The 21,659-nt window shown below is 72.9% G+C and carries 18 protein-coding genes; 9 read left to right on the plus strand and 9 right to left on the minus strand.

The genetic code is table 11. The annotated features are described in order from the left end of the window. Positions 1–1,628: MobF family relaxase (gene mobF, locus FJR00_RS15080; RefSeq protein WP_181409665.1), on the minus strand; the 1,628-nt coding region annotated here is incomplete at its 3' end. Positions 1,629–1,923: 295 nt separating this feature from the next. After that, positions 1,924–3,063: a tyrosine-type recombinase/integrase gene (locus tag FJR00_RS15085; RefSeq protein WP_238330532.1), complete on the minus strand. Its 1,140-nt coding sequence runs from the start codon at positions 3,061–3,063 to the stop codon at positions 1,924–1,926. Positions 3,064–3,318: 255 nt separating this feature from the next. On the opposite strand from FJR00_RS15085, the gene FJR00_RS15090 reads away from it, so the two are divergent. The 7 genes from FJR00_RS15090 (at position 3,319) to FJR00_RS15115 (ending at position 12,699) form a co-directional block, all read left to right on the plus strand. After that, complete coding sequence (locus tag FJR00_RS15090; RefSeq protein WP_141339488.1) at positions 3,319–4,746, plus strand: aldehyde dehydrogenase family protein; 1,428 nt, start codon at positions 3,319–3,321, stop codon at positions 4,744–4,746. A 73-nt stretch (positions 4,747–4,819) separates the two neighbouring features. After that, on the plus strand, positions 4,820–5,809 hold the full coding sequence (locus FJR00_RS15095; protein WP_141339490.1) for an ABC transporter ATP-binding protein: 990 nt from the start codon (positions 4,820–4,822) through the stop codon (positions 5,807–5,809). After that, positions 5,806–6,639 (plus strand): ABC transporter permease subunit, encoded by an 834-nt coding sequence (locus FJR00_RS15100; RefSeq protein ID WP_141339492.1) that lies wholly within the window; start codon positions 5,806–5,808, stop codon positions 6,637–6,639. Before FJR00_RS15095 ends, FJR00_RS15100 begins: the two co-directional genes overlap by 4 nt. Positions 6,640–6,775: 136 nt before the next feature. Further along, the gene (locus FJR00_RS15105; RefSeq protein WP_141339494.1) at positions 6,776–10,753 is read left to right on the plus strand and encodes a multifunctional oxoglutarate decarboxylase/oxoglutarate dehydrogenase thiamine pyrophosphate-binding subunit/dihydrolipoyllysine-residue succinyltransferase subunit; all 3,978 of its coding nucleotides are present in this window, start codon (positions 6,776–6,778) and stop codon (positions 10,751–10,753) included. 22 nt (positions 10,754–10,775) lie between these two features. Next, entirely contained in the window at positions 10,776–11,831 is a 1,056-nt protein-coding gene (locus tag FJR00_RS15110; RefSeq protein ID WP_141339496.1) for a GNAT family N-acetyltransferase, read from the plus strand. A 9-nt stretch (positions 11,832–11,840) separates the two neighbouring features. After that, positions 11,841–12,014 carry a DUF6104 family protein gene (locus FJR00_RS15870; protein ID WP_181409666.1) on the plus strand — a complete coding sequence of 58 codons (174 nt, stop codon included), beginning with the start codon at positions 11,841–11,843 and terminating at the stop codon, positions 12,012–12,014. 16 nt (positions 12,015–12,030) lie between these two features. Continuing rightward, complete coding sequence (locus tag FJR00_RS15115; protein ID WP_141339498.1) at positions 12,031–12,699, plus strand: GDSL-type esterase/lipase family protein; 669 nt, start codon at positions 12,031–12,033, stop codon at positions 12,697–12,699. Here the strand turns inward: FJR00_RS15115 and pheA are convergent. The 6 genes from pheA to FJR00_RS15145 all read right to left on the minus strand — a co-directional run bounded on the left by pheA (position 12,659) and on the right by FJR00_RS15145 (position 18,685). Then, a complete protein-coding gene (gene pheA / locus FJR00_RS15120; RefSeq protein ID WP_202876701.1) occupies positions 12,659–13,603 on the minus strand; it encodes a prephenate dehydratase in 945 nt (314 codons plus the stop codon). The two genes, FJR00_RS15115 and pheA, sit on opposite strands and share 41 nt — an antisense overlap. A 22-nt stretch (positions 13,604–13,625) precedes the next feature. Continuing rightward, on the minus strand, positions 13,626–15,176 hold the full coding sequence (locus FJR00_RS15125; RefSeq protein ID WP_141339502.1) for a sugar transferase: 1,551 nt from the start codon (positions 15,174–15,176) through the stop codon (positions 13,626–13,628). 136 nt (positions 15,177–15,312) lie between these two features. Then, entirely contained in the window at positions 15,313–15,894 is a 582-nt protein-coding gene (locus tag FJR00_RS15130; RefSeq protein WP_141339504.1) for an arsenate reductase/protein-tyrosine-phosphatase family protein, read from the minus strand. Between the two features lie 9 nt (positions 15,895–15,903). Beyond that, positions 15,904–16,389, minus strand: a complete 486-nt coding sequence (gene tsaE, locus FJR00_RS15135) for a tRNA (adenosine(37)-N6)-threonylcarbamoyltransferase complex ATPase subunit type 1 TsaE (protein WP_075957447.1) — start codon at positions 16,387–16,389, stop codon at positions 15,904–15,906. Further along, positions 16,386–17,555, minus strand: coding sequence for an alanine racemase (gene alr, locus FJR00_RS15140; protein WP_075957448.1), 1,170 nt, complete (start codon positions 17,553–17,555; stop codon positions 16,386–16,388). The genes tsaE and alr overlap by 4 nt, the downstream gene beginning before the upstream one ends. Then, positions 17,552–18,685, minus strand: coding sequence for a 3-isopropylmalate dehydrogenase (locus tag FJR00_RS15145; protein ID WP_141339506.1), 1,134 nt, complete (start codon positions 18,683–18,685; stop codon positions 17,552–17,554). Before FJR00_RS15145 ends, alr begins: the two co-directional genes overlap by 4 nt. A 126-nt stretch (positions 18,686–18,811) precedes the next feature. Here FJR00_RS15145 and leuC point away from each other — a divergent pair, with 126 nt between their 5' ends. Further along, positions 18,812–20,266 (plus strand): 3-isopropylmalate dehydratase large subunit, encoded by a 1,455-nt coding sequence (leuC, locus tag FJR00_RS15150; protein WP_181409667.1) that lies wholly within the window; start codon positions 18,812–18,814, stop codon positions 20,264–20,266. Further along, positions 20,266–20,865 (plus strand): 3-isopropylmalate dehydratase small subunit, encoded by a 600-nt coding sequence (gene leuD, locus FJR00_RS15155; RefSeq protein ID WP_141339508.1) that lies wholly within the window; start codon positions 20,266–20,268, stop codon positions 20,863–20,865. Before leuC ends, leuD begins: the two co-directional genes overlap by 1 nt. A gap of 38 nt (positions 20,866–20,903) precedes the next feature. Here leuD and FJR00_RS15160 read toward each other — a convergent pair. Continuing rightward, a partial coding sequence (locus FJR00_RS15160; protein ID WP_141339509.1) for a polysaccharide deacetylase family protein occupies positions 20,904–21,659 on the minus strand: 756 nt, incomplete at its 5' end.

Here is a 21,659-nt window from a genome sequence, read left to right on the forward strand (position 1 = left end):
CTGCCGTGCACCGTGTGGGCGGACTGCCCGTCCGGGCGGCGCAACACCTCCGGCTCGCCCAGCTCCGGTGGCACTCCGACGGGCACTGAGAAGCGGTGCAGCACCCACCGCTCGACCTCGCGTGCGTGCTCCTCGAGCCGGGCCAGGGGCACCTGGGCGGTGCGGAGCTGGCGCAGCGTCTCGGCGCGCACGTGCCACACCTGCCACGTCGCCCGCGATCCCCCCAACACCTTCACGACGCGGGCGGCGAGGAGCTGGGGGCGCACGCCCCCACCCCTGAGCGCAGGTATGCGTCCCTGGAGCGTCTCCACCCGCTGACCTGCGACGACCCGAACGTCTCCACCGCGCTCCCGGGTGCGTCTCCACCCCACCCCCACCGCACTCGCGACCATCTCCTCCGGGTCGCGTCCCGTGATGGCGAGCACGGCCTCGGCCTGTATCCGCCAGGTCTGGCGTTGCTCGGCCTCGGAGCGGGGTTCGTGCTTGCCGGGCCTCGTCTCCAGGTTCGCCTGCTGCGCCAGCGCCAACGCCTCGACCGCAGTAGGGGTGCGGCCGTGGTCGGCCCGGAAGGTGGCGGCGAGCTCGCGCTGCCGGGCCTCGATCGCCTGCCGGCGCGACGACCAGGTGGCCAACAGGGCCGGGTCGATGCCGTCGATCTCTCGCACCGCTCGCTTGCCCTCGGCGCCCGGCCGGTCTTTGAAGGTGACGCCGAGACGGTCGACGAGCCCGGCTTCGAGGTGGGTGTTGTAGTGCTCGGAGGCCATGACCTTGGCCTTGAACAGCATCCGCCCGTCCAGCGTCAACCACCGGCCGCCCTCCTCGGGCAGGGACTGCACCTTGTTGGACACGACGACGTGGGTGTGCAGGTCCGGGTCCCCGGTACGCGAGTCCCGGTGGTCGAACGCCGCCGCCACCAACCCGACCACGGGCACCTGGCGGATACCGCCCTGGCCCACCCTTGTGAACGCCACCTCCCGCTCGAGCGTCGCCAGGGTCGCGCGGACCGCGTCGCGGTGTGCGGCCTCCACCTGACGGGCGACCTCGGCAGGGGCGAGGGCCCACAGGGTCGAGACCGACTTCACCGGGGAGAACGTCAGGTCGAACCCGGCCACCGGCACCTGCGCCGGCCGTGACGCCTTGGCGACGAACCGGGTCAGGTCGGCCTCGTCCACGGGGGCGCGGCCGTGGCGCTGCTCGAAGACCTCCCGGGCGACCTCGGTGCGGATCCGCGCCCGCTCCTCGGCCGGGATGGGGGCGTTCCACGCCAGCCCTCGGGCGGTGTTGTGCTCGCTGAAGGCGCGCGCCGTCACCTGCCGCAAGGTCGTCGCGTCGAAGGTCGAGAACGCTCGCCCCAGCGCGCCCCAGCCACGCTCGGCGGCCTGCGGCTCGTCGGAGCGGGGGTGGCGGCCCTGCCCGAAAAGCAGCTTCATCTGCTCTTCGGTGACGACGTCACCCTCGGCCAGGTCGAGCCCGGCGAGGCCGGTGCCGAGCCAACGGCCGGGCGCCTCGCCCTTCTCCTCGTAGTAGGACGCGAGGCCGGCCTGCCGGCTCTCGGTGGCGTCGTGGGCAGCGACCTGCTTCGTCAGGTACGTGTACCCGCTCCCTGCGGTGAGCTTGTGCAACGTCATCATGCCTCCTAATGCGGAGCAGCAGCGCTCAGGGAGTCACTTTTCTGCCACCAATTTCACCGAGTGCACCGGGTGTGCCCTCTTCCGTGGTTCTCCTGCTCAGCGTGGCTGTCACTCAGGTCGTTGCGTAAGAGTGGGTCAGCAACTGAGGCGCGGACGTCGAGGGGTACGTCTCAGAGCGGTCGGAAGGGAGGCGCGGGGCGGACGGGAGCGGAGGAGACGGCCTCATCTTGAGGAGATGGCTTTACGGCGGGTGCCAAGGCTTGAGGCTTGAGTCTCCTTTCAACCTTGGGTCTTAAGGCGCTGCTTGTCCTGCCATCCGAGACAGCGCGGCGGCGATCTGGGCGTCGCGGCCCTGGGCGGCCGTCTGGTAACGCATCGCCGCGACGGATGTCGAGTGCCCGAGTCGCGCCATGAGCTCAGCGAGGGTCGCGCCCGTCTGGGCGGCCAGCACGGCGGCCGTGTGTCGCAGGTCGTGCAGGCGGAGGTCCGGACGGCCGGCCGCCTCGCGCGCGGGCATCCAGACCTTGTAGAACATGCCGTGGGTCCAGTGCTTGTCCGTGCCGGCATGGTGCGGAAAGAGCAGGGCGCTGCGCCCACGGCCGACGTGCTCGGTCAGGTGATCACTCAGTACCGGCAGCAAGTGCGGTGGGATGGCCACGTCACGAGCTCCGGCGTCGCTCTTGGGCCGCCCGACTATGTCTGCCCCGTCCACCCGCACCAGGGCGCGGCGCACGCACAGCACGCCCCGGGTTAGGTCGACGTCCCCCCGGCGCAGTTCTGCGACCTCGCCGAATCGTAGCCCGCACCAGGCGCACAGCAGCACGAGTGCACCAAGCCGGTCCGGCATGGCCTGGACGATGGCCGTCAGTTCATCGAGCGTGGCGGTGTGGATCTCGCGGTGTCGGCGCGCTACGCCAGCTCCCTTGACCATGCATGGATTCGCCCGGACGCCCGTGCGCGGGCGCTCCCTCGCGCTGGCAGCCTCAGCGAAGAGGGACCGAAGCAGCGCGTAGCTATGAGCGTTCTGCGTCGGCCTGTCAGCTGGCAGGGCATCCCACCACGCCTCCACGTCCTCCGGCGTGACCTTCCGCAGGGCGATGTCTCCGAACGTCGGGTAGATGACGCGCTCCAGAAGGCCACGGTAGAGCTGCAGCGTGCGGGGGCGCAGCGGCACCCCGCGCGTACGTCGGTGAGCGAGGGCGTCCGGGGCAAACTCGCGCAACGTCAGACCGTCGGCCTTCTGTGCTTGCCGAAGGAGGGCGTGCCGTTGCTTCGGCGCTGTCCAGGACTCGTCGGAGGCCAGCAGCCGGCGTTCGTTGGCCAACCATCCCTCGGCGTCGAGGGCGCTGTCGAACGTATACGGCGCGGCGTGCCGGGCCAGGTCGGGTCCGACGTAGCTCGCCTGCCACCGGCCCGAGGGCAAGCGACGCATATTGCCGAAGCCTCGTCGGCTCGTTCGGCCTCTTCCTCGTGTCATGACTCGCCTCCGCGTGCAACATACGTGCAACATCTACGTGCAACTGTGACCGCTTCTGCAGTCTTGTGACACTGCGGCCATTTGTCCATCTTCGCAGGTCAACCCTCTAATTAGCTACTTGGCCAGCGGTTCCTCAGACGGGGGGAAGACTAGTTCGAATCCTGCCGGGGGCGCAACACTCCTCCCGCGCCTGCCCGTAGCGTGGCGCCCGTGGACACGGCATACCCCTTCGTCGCAGGTGCGGTCCTGCGCACCGCGCGGACCTATCCCAACCTCGACCCTGCCACCGGCCGTCCCCTGGGGGACGTGGGTCGGGCGGGCGCCGACGAGGTCGACGCCGCGGTGCGGGCCGCCGCGTCGGCCCAGCCCGCCTGGGCGGCCGCCACCCCCGAGCAGCGTGGGCGGGTGCTCACCCGCGTGGGCGACCTGGTCGACCGCGACCGGGAGCAGCTGGCCCGGCTGGAGTCGCAGGACACCGGCAAGCCGCTGTCCCAGGCACGCACCGACGCCACGGTGGCGGCGCGGTACTTCCGCTTCTACGGGCACGTGGTCGACGCCTACCACGGCAGCCAGATCCCCCTCGGTCCCGACGTGCACGCCTACACGGTGCGCGAGCCCTACGGCATCGTCGGGAGCATCGTGGCCTGGAACTACCCGCTCCAGCTGGCCTCCCGCGCCCTCGCCGCGGCCACCGCGGTGGGCAACGCCGTCGTGCTCAAGCCCGCGGACGAGACCCCGCGGACCGCGCTGGCGCTGGCCCGGCTGTGCACCGAGGCCGGGATGCCGCCGGGCGTGGTCGGCGTGGTCACCGGCCTGGGCGCGGAGGCGGGCGCCGCCCTCGCCGCCCACCCGCTCGTGGCGCACCTGGGGTTCGTGGGGTCCACCGAGACCGGCCGGCTCGTCGCCCACGCCGCCGCGGACCGGGTCGTGCCCACCGTGCTGGAGCTGGGCGGCAAGTCCGCCCACGTCGTCCTCGCCGACGCGGACCTGGACCGGGCCGCGGAGGTCGTCACCCGCTCGCTCCTGCAGAACGCGGGTCAGACCTGCTCGGCCGGCAGCCGCCTCGTCGTGCACGAGTCGGTCCGCGAGCCGCTCGTGGACCGGCTCGTGCGACGCTTCGCCGCCACCACCCTGGGGCCCGGCCTGGAGGACCGAGACCTCGGACCGCTCGTCTCGCCGCGGCAGCAGGAGCGGGTGCGGGGGTATGTGGAGGGCGCGGCCTCGGGCGTGCTGCGGGTCGGTGGCGGCCCGCCGCAGGAGGACCGGCTCGGCGGCGGCTCCTACTGGCTGCCGACCCTCCTCGACGGGGTGGACCCGGACGACCCGGTCGCCCGCGAGGAGGTCTTCGGACCCGTCCTGGTCACCCATCCCTTCGTCGACGAGGAGGAGGCGGTGGCGCTGGCCAACGGGACCGACTACGGCCTGCTGGCGGCCGTGTGGACGCGGGACGTCGCCCGCGCCCACCGGATGGCCTCCGCCCTGGAGGCGGGGCAGGTCTTCGTCAACGGCTACGGCGCCGGCGGCGGCGTCGAGCTGCCCTTCGGCGGGGTGGGCCGGTCCGGCCACGGCCGGGAGAAGGGGCTGGCCGCCCTCGACGCGCTGACCCGGGTCAAGACCGTCGTCGTCCGGCTGGACTGATCCCCCCACGGTCGGAGACGGGCTCCGTCCTGCGGCCGATGACCCCCGTCCGCCCGGGTGCTTGACTGTCCGCATGACGACCGCTGCGCCCGCATCCGAGGGCACGGGGATCTCGATCCGGGGGCTGACCAAGACCTTCGGCGAGCTCCGTGCCGTCGACGACCTCACCTTCGACGTGCGCCCCGGCCGGGTGACCGGCTTCCTCGGGCCCAACGGCGCCGGCAAGACCACCACCCTGCGCATGCTGCTGGGGCTGGTCCGCCCGACCGCCGGGGAGGCCCTCATCGGAGGGCGCCGCTACGTGGACCTGCCCGCCCCCCTACGGGCCGTGGGCGCGGCCCTGGAGGCCACCGGGTTCCACCCCGGCCGGTCGGGCCGCGACCACCTCCGGTCGCTGGCGGCGACCCACCGCATCCCCGACGCCCGCGCCGACGAGCTGCTCGAGCTGGTCGGCATCCCCGCGGCGGCCCGCAAGCGTGCGGGGGGCTACTCGATGGGGATGCGGCAGCGGCTCCAGCTGGCCGCGGCCCTGCTCGGCGATCCGCAGGTCCTGCTCCTCGACGAGCCGGCCAACGGGCTGGACCCCGAGGGGATCCGCTGGATGCGCGGCTTCCTACGCCACCTGGCCCACGACCAGGGCAAGACGGTGCTCATCAGCTCCCACCTGCTGGCCGAGGTGGAGCAGACCGTCGAGGACGTCGTCATCATCGCCAACGGCCACCTGGTCCGCGAGGGCACGATGGACGCGTTGCACGGAGAGCCCGCCGCCCTGGTGCGCTCGCCCGAGCCGGAGCTGCTGGTCCGGGCCCTGGACCGCGCCGGGCTCGCCGCCAGCCCCCTGCCCGAGCAGGGCTCCGACGCCCTCCAGGTCCGGACCCCCGAGCTGGCCCGGGTAGGGGAGGTCGCCCTGGCCGCCGGGCGTCCCGTGCACGAGCTGCGGGGGATGCGGACCGACCTGGAACGGCTCTTCCTCGAGCTCACCGACACCCCCGAGCACCGCAACCGCAACCTGGGGGCACCGCATACCCCCGCCCCGACGAACCCCGAGGAGACGTCCCGGTGACCGCTCTCGTGCGCTCCGAGCTCATCAAGGCGTTCAGCACCCGGACGGCCTGGGCGATGCCGTTGGCGATGTTCCTCGTCACGGCGCTCTTCACCGCGATCGGCGGCTTCTTCCTCGTCTACGCCGAGCTCCCGGTGGCAGGCACCACGATCCGGGCCCGGGACACGATGGACGAGGCGGTGCTGGTCCGGATGGTCTACACCGGAGCGGTGCAGATGGGGTATCTGCTCACCCTGGTGCTGGGCATCCTGGCCATGGGGTCGGAGTACCGCCACCGCACCCTCACCGCGACCCTCCAGGCGGTGCCCCGTCGGGGACGGATGATCGTCGGCAAGGTCCTGGGGCTCGTGGTGGTCGTCCTCGTCAACGGGCTGGCGCACGTCGCCGCGGCGCTGCTGGCCGGCGGGGCGGTGCTGCTCTCGGCCGACCTGTCGGTCGCCCCGGACCCCGGCGACCTGGTCCTGACCATGCTGCGGCTGCTGCTGGTCCTCGTGCTGTGGGGCCTCATCGGGTTCGGGCTCGGTGTGCTGATCCCCAACCAGGTCGTCGCTCTCTTCGTCGGCGTGGCCTTCGCCTTCATCGTCGAGCCGCTGCTGGGGTTCGGGATCACCTTCTGGGACGCGGTGGCCGACGCCGCCCGGTTCTTCCCGAGCCAGGCGACGATGAGCACGCTGAACATCTTCGACGGTGCCGACGCCGCGACCACCCAGGCCCTCGGCGGTGCCGAGAACCCGCTCGCCTGGTGGGCCGGTGCGCTCGTGCTGCTGGCCTACGCGGCGGTCATGACGGCCGTCGGCTGGCTGCTGACCGCCCGGCGCGACGTGGCCTGAGGGGCGGCTCCTCCTGGTCGACCCGCCCGGCCCCCCGGACGGCGTCCGGGCCGGTGAACGGGCTAGGCTGTCCTTCAGCCGTGCACTGTTTCGCACACGCGTTGCACCCCCGGATGTGAGAAGAGGCGCAAACCCCGTGGCCAACCCCCCGAGCAGCGACACCACCCTCGCCGACTTCGGAGCCAACGAGTGGCTCGTCGAGGAGAAGCGGGAGCAGTTCGACCAGGACCCGGGGTCGGTCGACCCGGCCTGGCGACGATACTTCGAAGGCCAGGACGAGCAGGGCGGGAACGGGGCCGCGGGGGCGACCGGGTCGGGCGGTTCCGCCGCCCCGTCGGGTGACACCTCCGCCCCGTCCGGCGGCATCTCCTCCCCGGTCGGCAACGGGCCGAAGGTCGCCAAGGCACCGCCCCGGGCGTCCTCCTCCGGCGGGGGCTCCGGCAACGGGTCCTCCTCCGGCGCCCAGGCCCGGAAGGCCCCGGCGAAGGACTCCGGGCAGAAGTCCGCCCCGGCGAAGGAGTCCGGGCCGAAGGGCGGCTCGAAGGACGCCGCTCCGACGAAGCCCCGGACCTCCGGCAAGAGCGGCGGCACGAGCTCGGCCGAGCAGTCGACGGCGGGCACGGCCGGCACCCGGGCGGCCGAGAAGCCGGTGGGGAACGCCAAGAAGTCGGGCGGCTTGGAGCCCCGCGTCTCGCGGGACGCCCCGGCCCCGACGAAGAAGGGGCCGCAGAGCGACGTCACCGCGACCCCGCTGCGGGGCGCCGTCGCCCGCGTCGTCTCCAACATGGAGAGCTCGCTGGAGGTGCCGACCGCCACGAGCGCGCGCAACCTGCCGGCCAAGCTGCTCATCGACAACCGGGTCGTCATCAACAACCACCTGGCCCGCTCGCGCGGCGGCAAGGTCTCCTTCACCCACATCATCGGCTTCGCGATGGTGAAGGCCCTCCAGGCGATGCCGCAGATGAACAACGGCTTCACCACCCAGGACGGCAAGCCGGTCCTGCTCGAGCCGGCCCACATCAACCTCGGCCTGGCCATCGACGTGCCCAAGCCCGACGGCAGCCGCCAGCTCCTGGTGCCCAGCATCAAGAGCGCCGAGGAGATGACCTTCTACGAGTTCTGGTCCGCCTACGAGAAGGTCGTGCGCAAGGCCCGGGACAACAAGCTGACCGTCGCCGACTTCCAGGGCACGACGATCAGCCTGACCAACCCCGGTGGCATCGGGACGCTGCACTCGGTGCCGCGGCTGATGAAGGGCCAGGGCGCCATCATCGGCGTGGGCTCGCTGGACTACCCGGCGGAGTGGCAGGGCGCAGCGCCGGAGCGGATCGCGGCCAACGGCGTGAGCAAGATCCTCACGCTGACCTCGACCTACGACCACCGCATCATCCAGGGTGCGCAGTCGGGCGAGTTCCTCAAGATCATGCACGAGCTGCTGCTGGGCAAGGACGACTTCTACGACGAGATCTTCACCTCGCTGCGCATCCCCTACGAGCCCATCCGCTGGGCCCCGGACATTGCGGCCACCCACGACGACGACATCTCCAAGGCCAGCCGCATCCAGGAACTCATCCACGCCTACCGGGTCCGGGGCCACCTCATGGCCGACACCGACCCGTTGGAGTACGTCCAGCGGCGCCACCCCGACCTGGCGATCGAGAACCACGGCCTGACCCTGTGGGACCTCGACCGCGACGTGCCCACCGGCGGCTTCGGCGGCAAGCCGCGGCTGACCCTGCGCAAGATCCTGGGCATCCTGCGCGACTCCTACTGCCGCACCGTCGGCGTGGAGTACATGCACATCCAGGACCCGGAGGAGCGGGCCTGGTTCCAGGAGAAGCTCGAGGTGCCGTTCGAGAAGCCGGCGCCCGCCGAGCAGCTGCGGATCCTGCGCCGGCTCAACGCGGCGGAGGCCTTCGAGACCTTCCTGCAGACCAAGTTCGTCGGCCAGAAGCGGTTCAGCCTCGAGGGTGGCGAGGCCGTCATCGCGCTGCTGGACAAGGTCCTCAGCCGGGCCGCCCAGGACGGGCTGGACGAGGTGACGATGGGTATGCCGCACCGCGGCCGGCTCAACGTGCTCGCCAACCTCGCGGGCAAGTCCTACGGCCAGATCTTCCGCGAGTTCGAGGGCAAGTCCACCCCGGGGTCGGTCCAGGGGTCCGGCGACGTGAAGTATCACCTGGGCACCGAGGGCGAGTTCCACGACGAGCAGGGCAACTCCACCAAGGTCTACCTGGCCGCCAACCCCTCGCACCTGGAGGCGGTCAACCCCGTGCTCGAGGGCATCACCCGGGCCAAGCAGGACCGGCTGGAGCTGGAGACCGGCACCGACGACTACGGCGTGCTGCCGGTCCTGCTCCACGGCGACGCCGCCTTCGCCGGGCAGGGGGTCGTGCTGGAGACGCTGCAGATGTCGCAGCTGCCCGGGTACCGCACCGGCGGGACCATCCACGTGGTCATCAACAACCAGGTGGGCTTCACCACCGCTCCCCACCACTCCCGGTCGGCGGTCTACTGCACCGACGTGGCGCGGACGGTCCAGGCTCCGATCTTCCACGTCAACGGGGACGACCCGGAGGCGGTCGTGCGGGTGGCCGAGCTGGCCTACGAGTACCGTCAGAAGTTCCACAAGGACGTCGCCATCGACATGGTCTGCTACCGGCGCCGTGGTCACAACGAGGGGGACGACCCGTCGATGACCCAGCCGCTGATGTACGACCTCATCGAGGCCAAGCGCTCCGTCCGCAAGCTCTACACCGAGTCCCTCATCGGTCGTGGCGACATCAGCGTCGAGGACGCCGAGGAGGCGCTGCGCGACTACCAGAAGCAGCTCGAGCACGTCTTCACCGAGACCCGGGCCGCGCTCAAGGGCGAGGGTGACGGCACCCACGGCCTGGAGCGGCCGCAGGCCCAGGACGAGGGCGACATGGCGACCCGGCAGCGGCCGACCGCGATCAGCGAGGAGATGCTGCACCGGATCGGCGATGCCTTCGCCCAGACCCCGGAGGGCTTCACCGTCCACCCCAAGCTGGGCAAGCTGCTCGAGACCCGCCGGGACATGGCCCACGAGGGCGGGATCGACTGGGCGATGGGCGAGCTGATCGCCTTCGGCTCCCTCGTCATGGAGGGCACCCCGGTCCGGCTGTCCGGCCAGGACTCCCGCCGCGGCACCTTCGTCCAGCGCCACGCGGTGCTCACCGACAACGAGACCGCGGCCAGCTGGACCCCGCTGCACCACCTCGCCGAGGACCAGGCCAGCTTCGAGGTCTACGACTCGCTGCTGTCCGAGTACGCCGTGATGGGCTTCGAGTACGGCTACTCGGTGGAGCGGACCAACTCGTTGGTGCTCTGGGAGGCCCAGTTCGGCGACTTCGCCAACGGCGCCCAGACCGTCATCGACGAGTTCATCTCCTCCTCGGAGCAGAAGTGGGACCAGCGCTCCAGCGTCGTCCTGCTCCTGCCCCACGGCTACGAGGGCCAGGGACCGGACCACTCCTCGGCGCGCATCGAGCGCTACCTGCAGCTGTGCGCCGAGGACAACATGATGGTGGCCTACCCCTCGACCCCCGCGTCCTACTTCCACCTGCTGCGGGCGCACGCCGTGGCCCGGCCCCGCCGGCCGCTGATCGTCTTCACCCCCAAGGCGATGCTGCGGCTCAAGGCGGCAGCCAGCAGCCCCGAGGACTTCACGCACGGCACCTTCGAGCCGGTCCGCCCGGACACGGCGGACCTTGACCGCGAGGCGGTCACCCGCGTGCTGCTGGCCTCCAGCAAGCTGGTGTGGGACCTGGAGGACGAGCGCCGCAAGCGGGAGGACTCCCAGACCGCGATCCTGCGGGTGGAGCAGCTCTACCCGCTCCCGGCGGCGCAGCTGGCCGAGCTGACCCAGCAGTACCCGAACGCCGAGCTGGTCTGGGTGCAGAACGAGCCGAAGAACCAGGGGGCCTGGCCCTTCATGGCGCTCAACCTGCCCGAGGCCCTGGCCCACCACGGCGAGGAGCGCCCCCTGCGGGTGGTCTCCCGGCCGGCGTCCGCCTCGCCGTCCACCGGATCGGCCAAGGTGCACGCCGTCGAGCAGGCGGCCCTGCACGAGGAGGCGTTCAGCCGACGCTGAGCCGTACGGAACAATGGTCCCCATGACCGACGACGCAGCCGGACCCGTCCTTCCGCCCGGACACACCGCATACCCTCCCGGACCCGAGGACGTCGACGACCTGGTGCGCCTCCTGCGCCGGCACGAGCGGGAGGCGCGCGGCTGGCCGGGCGCCGACAGCCAGGCCGTTGAGGCCGAGGTCGCCGGGCGCGGTGCCGACACCCACCTGCACGAGGTCGTCCGCGACGACGGTGGCACCGTGCGGGCGTGGATCAACTGCCACGACCGGGCGGCCGGCCGCGTGCTCGTCGGCGTGACCGTCGACCCCGACCTGCCCGACGAGGAGGCCGACCCGCTGGCCCGGTTCGCGTACGGCCGGGCCGAGGAGCTCGGCCAGCTGGTGCTCCGCCGCCGCGGCATGCAGGAGACCCAGCTGGACTCGGGCGCCTTCGCCGACGACCCCAGGCAGCAGCGGTGGCTGACCGAGGCCGGCTACGAGCACGTCCGCGACTGGTGGCAGATGACCCGACCGGTCGACCCGGAGGCGGACCTGGACCAGCCCGGCCCGCGCGAGGGCGTGGAGATCCGCCGGGTCCGGCGCGACGACGGGGTGGGGATGCCGCAGGAGGAGGACCTGCGGGCGGTCCACCTCGTCCTCGAGCACTCGTTCGCCGACCACTTCAACTCCTACCGGGAGACCTTCGAGGAGTTCGTCTCGCGGCTGCGGGAGGACCCGGGCCACCGGTGGGACCACTGGTGGCTGGCGACCGTGGACGGGCAGCCGGCCGGTGCCCTCGTGGCCACGACCGTCGTCGGCGGGGTCGGCCCCGACGGGACGGCCCGCCCCGACTCCTCCTACGTCGAGTACATCGGGGTCCACCGCCGGGCCCGCGGCCGCGGGGTGGCCAAGGCGCTGCTCCGCGCCGTGATCGCCGACGCGGCCGCCCGCCGACGCGGCGCGGTGGGCCTGGAGGTCGACGCCGACTCCCCCACGCGCGCGGACGGGCTGTACCTGTCGATGGGGTGGCGCACCCGCTACACGACGCAGTCCTGGCACCGCACCCTGTCGCTGCCGGGATCGGAGGCCGTCGCGGGATAGCCTGCGGGGGTGTACTTCACCGACCGCGGGATCGAGGAGCTGGGCCAGCGTCGGGGCACCGAGGACGTGACCCTGGGCTGGCTGGCCGAGCAGCTGCGCACGTTCGTGGACCTGCACCCCGAGTTCGAGGTGCCCGTGGACCGCCTGGCCACCTGGCTGGCCCGCGAGGACGACGACGAGTGAGACGAGAGGCGACGACGTGACGAGCCAGGGACGACCGGGCCCGACCGACATCGAGTACACCCCCAGCGCGGAGTTCCACGTGCAGCACGAGGGTCCGCGCGACATCGGCCTGTGCTTCGTGGGGGACGGGTTCGTGGCCGGCTACGGCGATCCCAAGGCACTCGGCTGGGTCAGCCGGGTCGTGGGCCGCACGCCCGCCCAGGAGGTGGCGCTGAGCTCCTACAACCTGGGGGTCAGGGGCAGCAGCTCGGCCGACGTCATGGCCCGGTGGCGCAGCGAGTGCCCGCCCCGGTGGGAGGGCCGTTCCGAACGTCGGCTGGTCGTCGGCGTCGGGGCCGAGGACGTCGAGCAGGGGATCACCACCGCCCGGTCCCGGCTCAACCTGGCCAACGTGCTGGACGAGGCCAGCTCGACGGGCATCGCCACCTTCGTCGTCGGCCCCACGCCCACCCTCGACGCCGAGGTGAACGCCCGGCTGCAGGTGCTGGCCGAGGCCCAGGCCGACGTGTGCCACCGCCGCGGGGTGCCGTTCGTGGACTGCTTCGCGCCGCTGCAGGGCCACGACCAGTGGCAGTCCGACCTGGCGGCCGGGGACACCGTGCACCCGGGCCAGGCCGGCTACGGGCTCATCGCCTGGCTGGTCCTCAACGGGGGCTGGCACCGCTGGCTGCAGCTGGCGGACTGAGCCGCTCGACCCAGGCCTGCGCCTCGGCGTAGGCACCCTCGTCCGCGTGCTCGGGCACCTGGGCCGGTCGCCGGTCGGCCCGGGGGTAGGACCCCATGAAGTGGACCTCGCGGCAGGTCCGGCGCAGGCCGACGAGCGCCTCGCGCAGCCGGGCCTCGGCGACGTGCGCGTCGGCGTCGATCCAGAAGCAGTACTCCCCCAGCCCCTCCCCGGTCGGCCGCGACTCCAGCCGGCTCAGGTCGATGCCCCGCACCGCGAACTGCTCGAGGAGCTCCAGCAGGGCACCCGGGCGGTTCATCCAGATGAGGGCGACCAGCGTGGTGCGGTCGCTGCCCGTCGGCGGGGGGACCGCCACGCCGGCGCGCAGCACGACGAACCGGGTGACGGCGCCGTCCCGGTCGGCGATGTGCTCGGCCACCGGCACCAGCCCGTACGCGTCGGCCGCACCGGGCGCGGCGACCGCCGCGTCGTAGCCACCCTCCGCCACGGCCTGGGCCGCCCGCGCCGTCGACGCCTCGGGGACGAGCGCCGCGTCCGGCAGGTGCCGGGCCAGCCAGCCCCGGGTCTGCGCCATGGCGTGGGGGTGGGTGGCCACCGAGACCACCTGGTCGAGGGAGGTGCCGGGGCGCACCAGCAGGGAGAACTGCACCTCGACGTGCACCTCGGCGCAGATGCGCACGCCGTCCTCCCCGGCGTCCTGCAGCGCCTGGAGGGTGGCCGGCACCGAACCCTCGACGGAGTTCTCGAAGGGCACCACGGCGGCATCCACCTCGCCCCGGCGCAGCGACTCGATCGCGGCCGGGACGGTGGGGGCCGGCCAGGCCAGGCCCGCGCCGGCGGGGTGCCACTGGCGCACGGCCTGCTCGGTGAACGTGCCGGCCGGGCCGAGGTAGGCGATCTTCACACCTGGCACGATAGCGCCGGGGTCAGTAGGCGCCGTACTCCTCCGGCCGAAGGACGACCTGGACGGTGCGCCACAGGATCATCAGGTCCAGCACCGGGGTCCAGTTCTCGACGTAGTAGAGGTCCAGGCGGACCGACTCGTCCCAGGAGAGGTTGCTGCGGCCGCTGATCTGCCACAGGCCGGTCAGGCCGGGCTTGACGAGGAGCCGCCGGCGCACGTCCGCCTCGTAGGTGGCCACCTCCCGGGGCAGCGGCGGCCGTGGGCCCACCAGGCTCATCTCGCCCCGCACCACGTTGACGAGCTGGGGCAGCTCGTCCAGGGAGTACCTGCGGATGAACGCCCCGACCCGGGTGACCCGCGGGTCGTTGCGCATCTTGAACAGCGGACCGGCCCCCTCGTCGACCACCCGGAGGGCGGGGAGCATCGTCTCGGCGTCGGCGACCATGCTGCGGAACTTCAGCATCCCGAACGACCGGCCGCCCCGGCCCACCCGTTCCTGGCGGAAGAGCACCGGCCCGTCGCTCTCCCTTCGGATGGCCAGCGCCACGCCCAGCATCACGGGGCTGAGCAGCACGAGGGCCAGGACCGCGGCGATCCGGTCGGCCACGTTCTTGAGCACCAGCTGCGGGCCGCCGAAGCGTGGCGCCTCGACGTGCAGGAGCGGCAGGCCCTGCACCGGCCGGGTCAGCACCCGGGGCCCGGCGACGTCCATGATGCCGGGCGCCACGACCAGGTCGATGTCCGTGCTCTCCAGGGCCCACCCCAGACGGCGCAGCCCGGCCTGGCCCAGCCCGGCGGAGGAGGAGACGGCGACGACGTCGGCCCGGTGCTCCAGCGCCTTGACGAGCACGTCCGACTCCGGCCCCAGGATCGAGACCCCGGCCACCCGGCCCTCCCGGGCGTCGTCGACGCACGCGCCGACCACCTGGTAGCCGGCGTCCGGGGCCCGCCCCAGGGCGACCACGAGGCTGGCGACGTGGTCACGGTTGCCCACGAGGAGCACGCGGTCCGACAGGGCTCCCTGCCGGCGTTGGCGCACCAGCCAGCGGCGGGCCTGCCACCGGCCCAGCAGCAGGAGGAAGGTGCCGAGGGGGAAGGCCAGGATCACGTAGCCGCGGGCGAAGTCCATCTTGAACGCGAACGCGGTGATCGCCACGATCGCGAACAGCCAGGACGACGCCTGGAACACCTGCCGGTACTCCTGCACGCCGTGGCCCACCAGCCGCCCGTCGTAGACGTTCTGCAGGTGCAGCGCGGTCATCCACCCCAGGATCAGCGCCACCGACACCGTCGTGTAGCTCACGGCGCCCAACGCGCTGTAGAGGTCCCTCGGCCCGGTCCCGAACCGGAACAGCTGGGCGAGGACCACGGCGACGGTGACCGTCCCCAGGTCCAGCAGCCGCAGCGCCCTCAGGTAGCCCCGGAGGTAGCGGCGCGCCTGCGGGTGCGGCCGCGCCTGCTCCCGGACCAGGCCCTCGGGCACCACGAACAACGACGCCGCACGTGGGGCGGCGTCGTCAGGATCGCCGTGAACCCCCTGCGGTTCACGCGGGATCTCCACCGACGAGGTCATGCGCTTCCCATCATCCACCCATGAACGGCCGCGGCGCCCCGACGCCGCCTGTGACTTTACCCGTTCTTTACCATCGCTCAGTTAACCAGCCAGGAGGGGTTCCGTCCACCCCCCGTCTGGACGGACCCGGACCGGCTCAGCGACGAGGCGCGAGCGCGTGGAGAAGATGTGGCACGGCGGCCTCGACCTGGTCCCTCATCGTGGCATACACGTCGTCGGACCGCCGGTAGGGGTCCACCACGTCGTGGTCGTCCGGCCGGGCCGGCCGACGACGTCCACGGTGCCCCGTCGCGAGCGCTGCCAGCTCGCGCAGCCGCTCGACAGGGTCGTCGGCCGTCGGCAGCTCCTCGTCGGGCAGCCCGGCCACGATGGCGGCCAGCTCACGCACGGTGAACACGCGCTTCATCGCCCGGGGGACGGTCCGGACGACCGCCGCCCGGTGGTCGCGGGTCGCGGTGAGGACCAGGTCCGCCTCCTCCACCATCGGGCCCGCCAGCCGTCGCGCCCGGAAGCCCTCGTGGCTGCCGCCCAGGGCGCCGAGCACACCGGCCGCCCGCTCGTCCATCGGATGGTCGACCAGGGCACCGGTCCCCGCAGACCGCACCTCGAAGGCCCCCGGCCCCCAGCGTTCGTCCAGCCCCTGCTGGAGGAGACGTTCGACGAGGGGCGAGCGGCACACGTTGCCGGTGCACACGACGAGGATCCTGCCGGTGTCCATGCGGCGAGCCTACGCGCGGCCGGGCAGGTCGACCCCCGCCCAGCGGGGTCCGTGGCCCACGAGGGTGGCGGTCCTGGCCTGCTGGTCGGCCTCGGTGCTGCCGGAGCGCTCCAGCACCACCTCCAGCCGGTCGTCGGCCAGGTGCTCGGCCAGACCGTGCCCCCACTCGACCACGGTGACCGAGTCCGCCAGCGACTCGTCGAGGTCGAGGTCGTCGAGCTCGGCCTCCCCGCCGAGGCGGTAGGCGTCGGCGTGCACGAGGGCGGGCCCGTCCACCAGGGAGGGGTGCACCCGGGCGATGACGAAGGTGGGCGAGGTGATCGGTCCCCGCACCCCGAGCCCGTGCGCGAGCCCCTGGGTCAGCGTGGTCTTGCCCGCGCCCAGGTCGCCGGTGAGCACGACCAGGTCCCCGGCGCGGAGCACCCGGCCCAGCGACTCCCCCAGCGCCCGCGTGTCCTCGTCGGTCGGCAGCAGCACCCGGCGCCCGGCGGTCACGACGGGCCTCCGAGGTGACGGCGGGGGACGCGCGGCCCGAACCGGGTGACGATCTCGTAGGAGATGGTCCCGGCCGCCTCGGCCCAGTCCTGGGCGGTCGGTTCCCCGTCGTCCCCGGCGCCGAAGAGCACGACCTCCTCGCCCGCCCCGACGTCGAGGTCGCCGACGTCGACGACGAACTGGTCCATGCACACCCGCCCCGCCACGGTGAACCGCCGACCGCGGACCTGGACCGGGGCGCGGTTGGAGACGTGCCGGGGCACCCCGTCGGCATACCCGAGGGGCACGTCGAGGAGCGTGGTCTCCCCCGACGTAGTGTAGGTGTGGCCGTAGGAGACGCCCTGCCCGCCCCGGACCCGCTTGGCGACGGCGGCGCGCGCCGTCACGCGCATCGCGGGACGCAGCCCCAGCTCGGCCGCCGTGGCCAGCTCGGGCACGGGCGAGAGCCCGTAGACCGACAGCCCGGGCCGGACCATGTCCCAGGACGCCTCGGGCGTGGTCAGGGTGGCGGCGGAGTTGGACATGTGCCGCACCTCGGGCCGCAGGCCGGCACGCTCGGCCACCGCCACGGCGTCGGCGAAGGCCTCCTGCTGGGCGCGCACGGTCGGGTGGGCGGGTGCGTCGGCGTAGGCGAAGTGGGTGAACAGGCCGCGCACGCGCAGCACCCCCTCGGCCTCGAGCCGGGCGGCCTCCTCGACCAGCTCGGTCCAGTCGGTGCGCGGGTCCCCCGCCCGCAGGGGTATGCCGTAGGCGCCGTTGCGGGCCAGGCCGGTGTCCACCTTGAGCTGGGTGGCCGCCGGGCGGCCGGTGGCGCGGGCTGCCTCGGCCAGGGCCCGCAGCCCCCAGGGGGCGACCGCCGCCACCTCGACGTCGGCCTCCACGAGGGGCCGCAGGTCGAGGTCCGGGGTGGTCAGCCAGGCCAGGACGGGAGCGGTGATCCCGGCGTCCCGCAGCGCCAGGGCCTCGGTGGGCTGGGCGACGCCGAGCGAGCAGGCCCCGCCGGCCAGCGCAGCCCGGGCCGAGGGCACGAGGCCGTGCCCGTAGCCGTCGGCCTTGACGACCGCCATGAGCTCGGTGCCGCCCACCCGCTCGCGCAGGGCGCGGACGTTGGCGGTGATCGCGTCCAGGTCGACGACGACCTCGGCGGGCCAGAGCGCGGGCCTCATCCCTCGGCGGCCCTCCCGGCCGCGACCGCCGCGAGCTGGGCCATCAGGCTGCCCGGCACCTCCGGGGTGGCGTCGTCGGCGACGGCGGCGGCGATCCGCTCGCCGAGCTCCTGCGTGCTCGCGCCCATCGCCTCCCCGCCGGGCGCCGGCAGGCCGGCGAGGACCGCGGCGGTGGCGGCCTCGACCGCGGCCGCCGCCTCCCCCTCCCCGAGGTGGCCCAGCAGCATGGCCAGGGACAGGCAGGCCCCGGCCGGGTTGGCCCAGCCCCGGCCGGCGATGTCCGGCGCCGAGCCGTGGATCGGCTCGAACATGCTCGGGTGGGCGCCGTCGAGGTTGAGGTTGCCGCTGGCGGCGACGCCGAGCCCGCCCTGCAGCACGGCGCCCAGGTCGGTGACGATGTCGCCGAAGAGGTTGTCGGTCACCACGACGTCGAACCGCTCGGGGCTGACCGGCAGGTGCATGCACAGCGCGTCGACGTGGACGTAGTCGGTCTCGACGTCCGGGTAGCGCTCCCCCACGCTCTCCATCACCGCCGTCCACAGCTTCCCGGCCTCGACCAGCACGTTGGTCTTGTGGCAGAGCGTGAGCCGCCCGCGCCGCACCGAGGCCAGCCGGTAGGCGAAGTCCACGGCGCGTTCGACGGCATACCAGGTGTTGACCGACTCCTGCACCGCCACCTGCGCCGGCGTGCCCACGTGGACCGAGCTGCCCTGGGCGACGTAGGCGCCCTCGGTGTTCTCCCGGACGACGACCAGGTCGCAGCGCTCGGGGGTCAGGCCGGCGATCGGGGTGGGCACCCCCTCGTAGAGGCGTACCGGCCGCAGGTTGATCGCCTGCTCCATCCGGCGTCGCAGCTCGAGGATGATGCCCCGCTCGAGGATCCCGGGGGGAACCCTCGGGCTGCCGATGGCGCCGAAGAGGATCGCGTCGTGCCGGTCCAGCTCGGCCGTGGCCTCGTCCGTGAGCAGCTCGCCGGTGGCCAGGTGGTGGTCGGCCCCGAGGGGCACGTCCGTGCGCCGGGTGTCGAAGCCGAACCGGGACTCGGCCGCGTCCAGCACCGTGAGGGCGGCCCGGGTGACCTCGGGGCCGACCCCGTCACCGGGCAGGACGGCAAGGGTGTGGCTGCGCATCTGGGACCTCGCGTGCGGTAGGCGTCGACGTCGGCTCGGCGGCGTCAGGGTTATGGTGGCTGCATTCTTGCAGCACCTGCCGCGCGGTCGTCCGGCGCCCGCGGCCCCACGCGAAGGAGGTTGCCCGTGCCTGGCCTGACCCTGGCTGAGAAGCTCTGGCAGCAGCACGTCGTCCGCTCCGTCGAGGGCGAGCCCGACCTCCTCTACATCGACCTCCACCTCGTGCACGAGGTGACCAGCCCGCAGGCCTTCGACGGGCTGCGGCAGGCCGGGCGCGGGGTGCGCCGGCCGGACCTGACGGTGGCGACCGAGGACCACAACGTGCCCACGACGCTGGGCCCGGTGACCGACCCGGTCTCCCGGACCCAGCTGGAGGCGTTGCGGGCCAACTGCGAGGAGTTCGGGATCGTGCACCACGCCCGGGGTCGGCGCGGCCAGGGCATCGTCCACGTCATCGGCCCCGAGCTGGGGCTGACCCAGCCGGGGATGACGATCGTCTGCGGCGACTCGCACACCTCCACGCACGGGGCGTTCGGCGCGCTGGCCTTCGGGATCGGCACCTCCGAGGTCGAGCACGTGCTGGCCACCCAGACGCTGCCGCTGCGGCCGTTCCGGACGATGGCGATCACCGTCGAGGGCGAGCTGCCGGCCGGGGTGGGCGCCAAGGACATCATCCTGGCGGTGATCAACCGGATCGGCACCGGCGGCGGGCAGGGCTACGTGCTGGAGTACCGCGGGTCCGCGATCGAGTCGTTGTCGATGGAGGGCCGGATGACGATCTGCAACATGTCGATCGAGGCCGGTGCCCGGGCCGGCATGGTCGCGCCGGACGAGAAGACGTTCGCCTACGTCAAGGGTCGCCCGCACGCGCCGTCCGGTGCCGACTGGGACGCGGCCGTGGCGGCGTGGCGCGAGCTGCGCACCGACGACGACGCGGTCTTCGACGCCGAGGTGTTCCTCGACGCGGCGCAGCTGAGCCCCTACGTGACCTGGGGGACGAACCCGGCCCAGTCGGTCCAGCTGGGCGAGGCGGTGCCCGACCCGGAGAGCTTCGGCGAGGACGCCGCCAAGGAGACCGCGCGGCGGGCGCTGGACTACATGGGCCTGGCGGCCGGCACGCCGATGCGCGAGGTCGGGGTGGACGCGGTCTTTCTCGGCTCGTGCACCAACGGGCGGATCGAGGACCTGCGGGTGGCGGCCGAGGTGCTGCGCGGCCGGCACGTGGCCGACGGGGTGCGGCTGCTCGTCGTGCCGGGGTCGCACGCGGTGCGGCAGCAGGCCGAGGAGGAGGGGCTGGACGAGGTGTTCACCGCCGCCGGCGGCGAGTGGCGCCTGGCCGGGTGCTCGATGTGCCTGGGGATGAACCCCGACCAGCTGGCCCCCGAGGAGCGCTGCGCCTCGACCTCCAACCGCAACTTCGAGGGCCGTCAGGGCGCCCGCGGCCGCACCCACCTGGTCTCGCCGGCCGTGGCCGCGGCGACCGCCGTACGCGGCACCCTGTCCTCGCCCGCCGACCTGGACGGCCCCGCGTCGCCGGACGCACCGCATACCCCCGGCTCGAACCAGGAGGCCCTGGTCTGATGGAGAGGTTCACCACCCACACCGGCATCGGGGTCCCGCTGCGGCGCTCGGACGTCGACACCGACCAGATCATCCCGGCGCAGTACCTCAAGCGGGTCTCGCGCACCGGGTTCGAGGACGGGCTGTTCGCCCGGTGGCGCGAGGACCCGGCGTTCGTGCTCAACCAGCCGGCCTACGCGGGCGGCTCGGTGCTGGTGGCCGGGCCCGACTTCGGCACCGGCTCCAGCCGGGAGCACGCCGTCTGGGCGTTGCAGCAGTACGGCTTCCGCGCGGTGCTCTCCAGCAAGTTCGCCGACATCTTCCGCGGCAACTCCGGCAAGGGCGGCCTGCTGACCGCCGAGCTGGACCAGGGCGACATCGAGCTGATCTGGAAGCAGCTGGAGGCCGAGCCGGGGACGGAGATCACCGTCGACCTGCCCGCCCGGCAGGTGACCTGCGGCGACGTCGTGGCCTCCTTCCAGGTCGACGACTACGTCGCCTGGCGCCTGGAGAACGGCCTGGACGACATCTCGTTGACCCTGCGGCACGAGGACGACATCACCGCCTACGAGGCCGCCCGCCCCTCCTGGAAGCCGGTCGTCACCCCGGCCGTCGGGTAGGGCTGGCCGAACAGTCCTCCGGTCGAGCCAGCAACGATCTACCGTTCCGGCACGAACGGTGCCTCGTCGAGAACCGGACCGAGGACCGAGCCGTCAGGCGCCCGCAGCACGTCGGTCTCGTCGGTCACCGTGGTGACGGCGCCCGCCGGAAGGATGTTCGTGCGGCTGTAGACCAGGTCACCCGGTGCCATGGTCGGCACCAGCGTGCGGACCGTCACGAGGGTGAAACCACGCGCACGAAGGTCGGAGATGATTCCCGGCACCGCGTCGACTGTCGTCGAGTGGCTGTCGTGCATCAGCACGATGGAGCCAGAAGTCGCATTCGCCACGACGCGAGACCGGACCACCGCTGCGTCTCTGACCTCCCAGTCGCGGGGATCCACCGACCAGAGGATGAGCGGCTTGCCGAGCGTGCGGGTCGTCGTGTTCCACGAGCCGTACGGAGGACGAAGGAGCGTACTGCGGGTCACCCCAGCGGCCGAGAGCGCGTCGTCGGCGCGGGTGACCTCGGTGAGCTGACCGCTGTAGGACAACGTCGTCAGGTCCGGGTGGCTGTGGGTGTGGTTCTCGACCGCGAGACCGGCGGCCACCTGGCGGCGGACCGTGGCCGGCCGGGCTGCGACCTGCGATCCCACGACGAAGAAGGTCGCCGGGGTTCTGGTCTGGACGAGGATGTCTATCAGCCGGTCGGTGTATGCGCTCGGGCCGTCATCGAAGGTGAGTGCGACACAGGCCACGACTGCGCAGTTCACGGGAGCGGGGGCATCGCCGTTGAAGTCGCCCGGCCCCAGGAC

The sequence above is a fragment of the Ornithinimicrobium kibberense genome, assembly GCF_006519705.1.
Taxonomy (GTDB): Bacteria; Actinomycetota; Actinomycetes; order Actinomycetales; family Dermatophilaceae; genus Ornithinicoccus; species Ornithinicoccus kibberensis.

Coding starts and splice junctions, on each gene's coding strand:
- FJR00_RS15085 (WP_238330532.1), bottom strand. CDS start 3,063: ATGCGTCGCTTGCCCTCGGGCCGGTGGCAGGCGAGCTACGTCGGACCC.
- FJR00_RS15095 (WP_141339490.1), top strand. CDS start 4,820: ATGACGACCGCTGCGCCCGCATCCGAGGGCACGGGGATCTCGATCCGG.
- FJR00_RS15110 (WP_141339496.1), top strand. CDS start 10,776: ATGACCGACGACGCAGCCGGACCCGTCCTTCCGCCCGGACACACCGCA.
- FJR00_RS15125 (WP_141339502.1), bottom strand. CDS start 15,176: ATGACCTCGTCGGTGGAGATCCCGCGTGAACCGCAGGGGGTTCACGGC.
- FJR00_RS15130 (WP_141339504.1), bottom strand. CDS start 15,894: ATGGACACCGGCAGGATCCTCGTCGTGTGCACCGGCAACGTGTGCCGC.
- alr (WP_075957448.1), bottom strand. CDS start 17,555: ATGAGGCCCGCGCTCTGGCCCGCCGAGGTCGTCGTCGACCTGGACGCG.
- FJR00_RS15145 (WP_141339506.1), bottom strand. CDS start 18,685: ATGCGCAGCCACACCCTTGCCGTCCTGCCCGGTGACGGGGTCGGCCCC.
- leuD (WP_141339508.1), top strand. CDS start 20,266: ATGGAGAGGTTCACCACCCACACCGGCATCGGGGTCCCGCTGCGGCGC.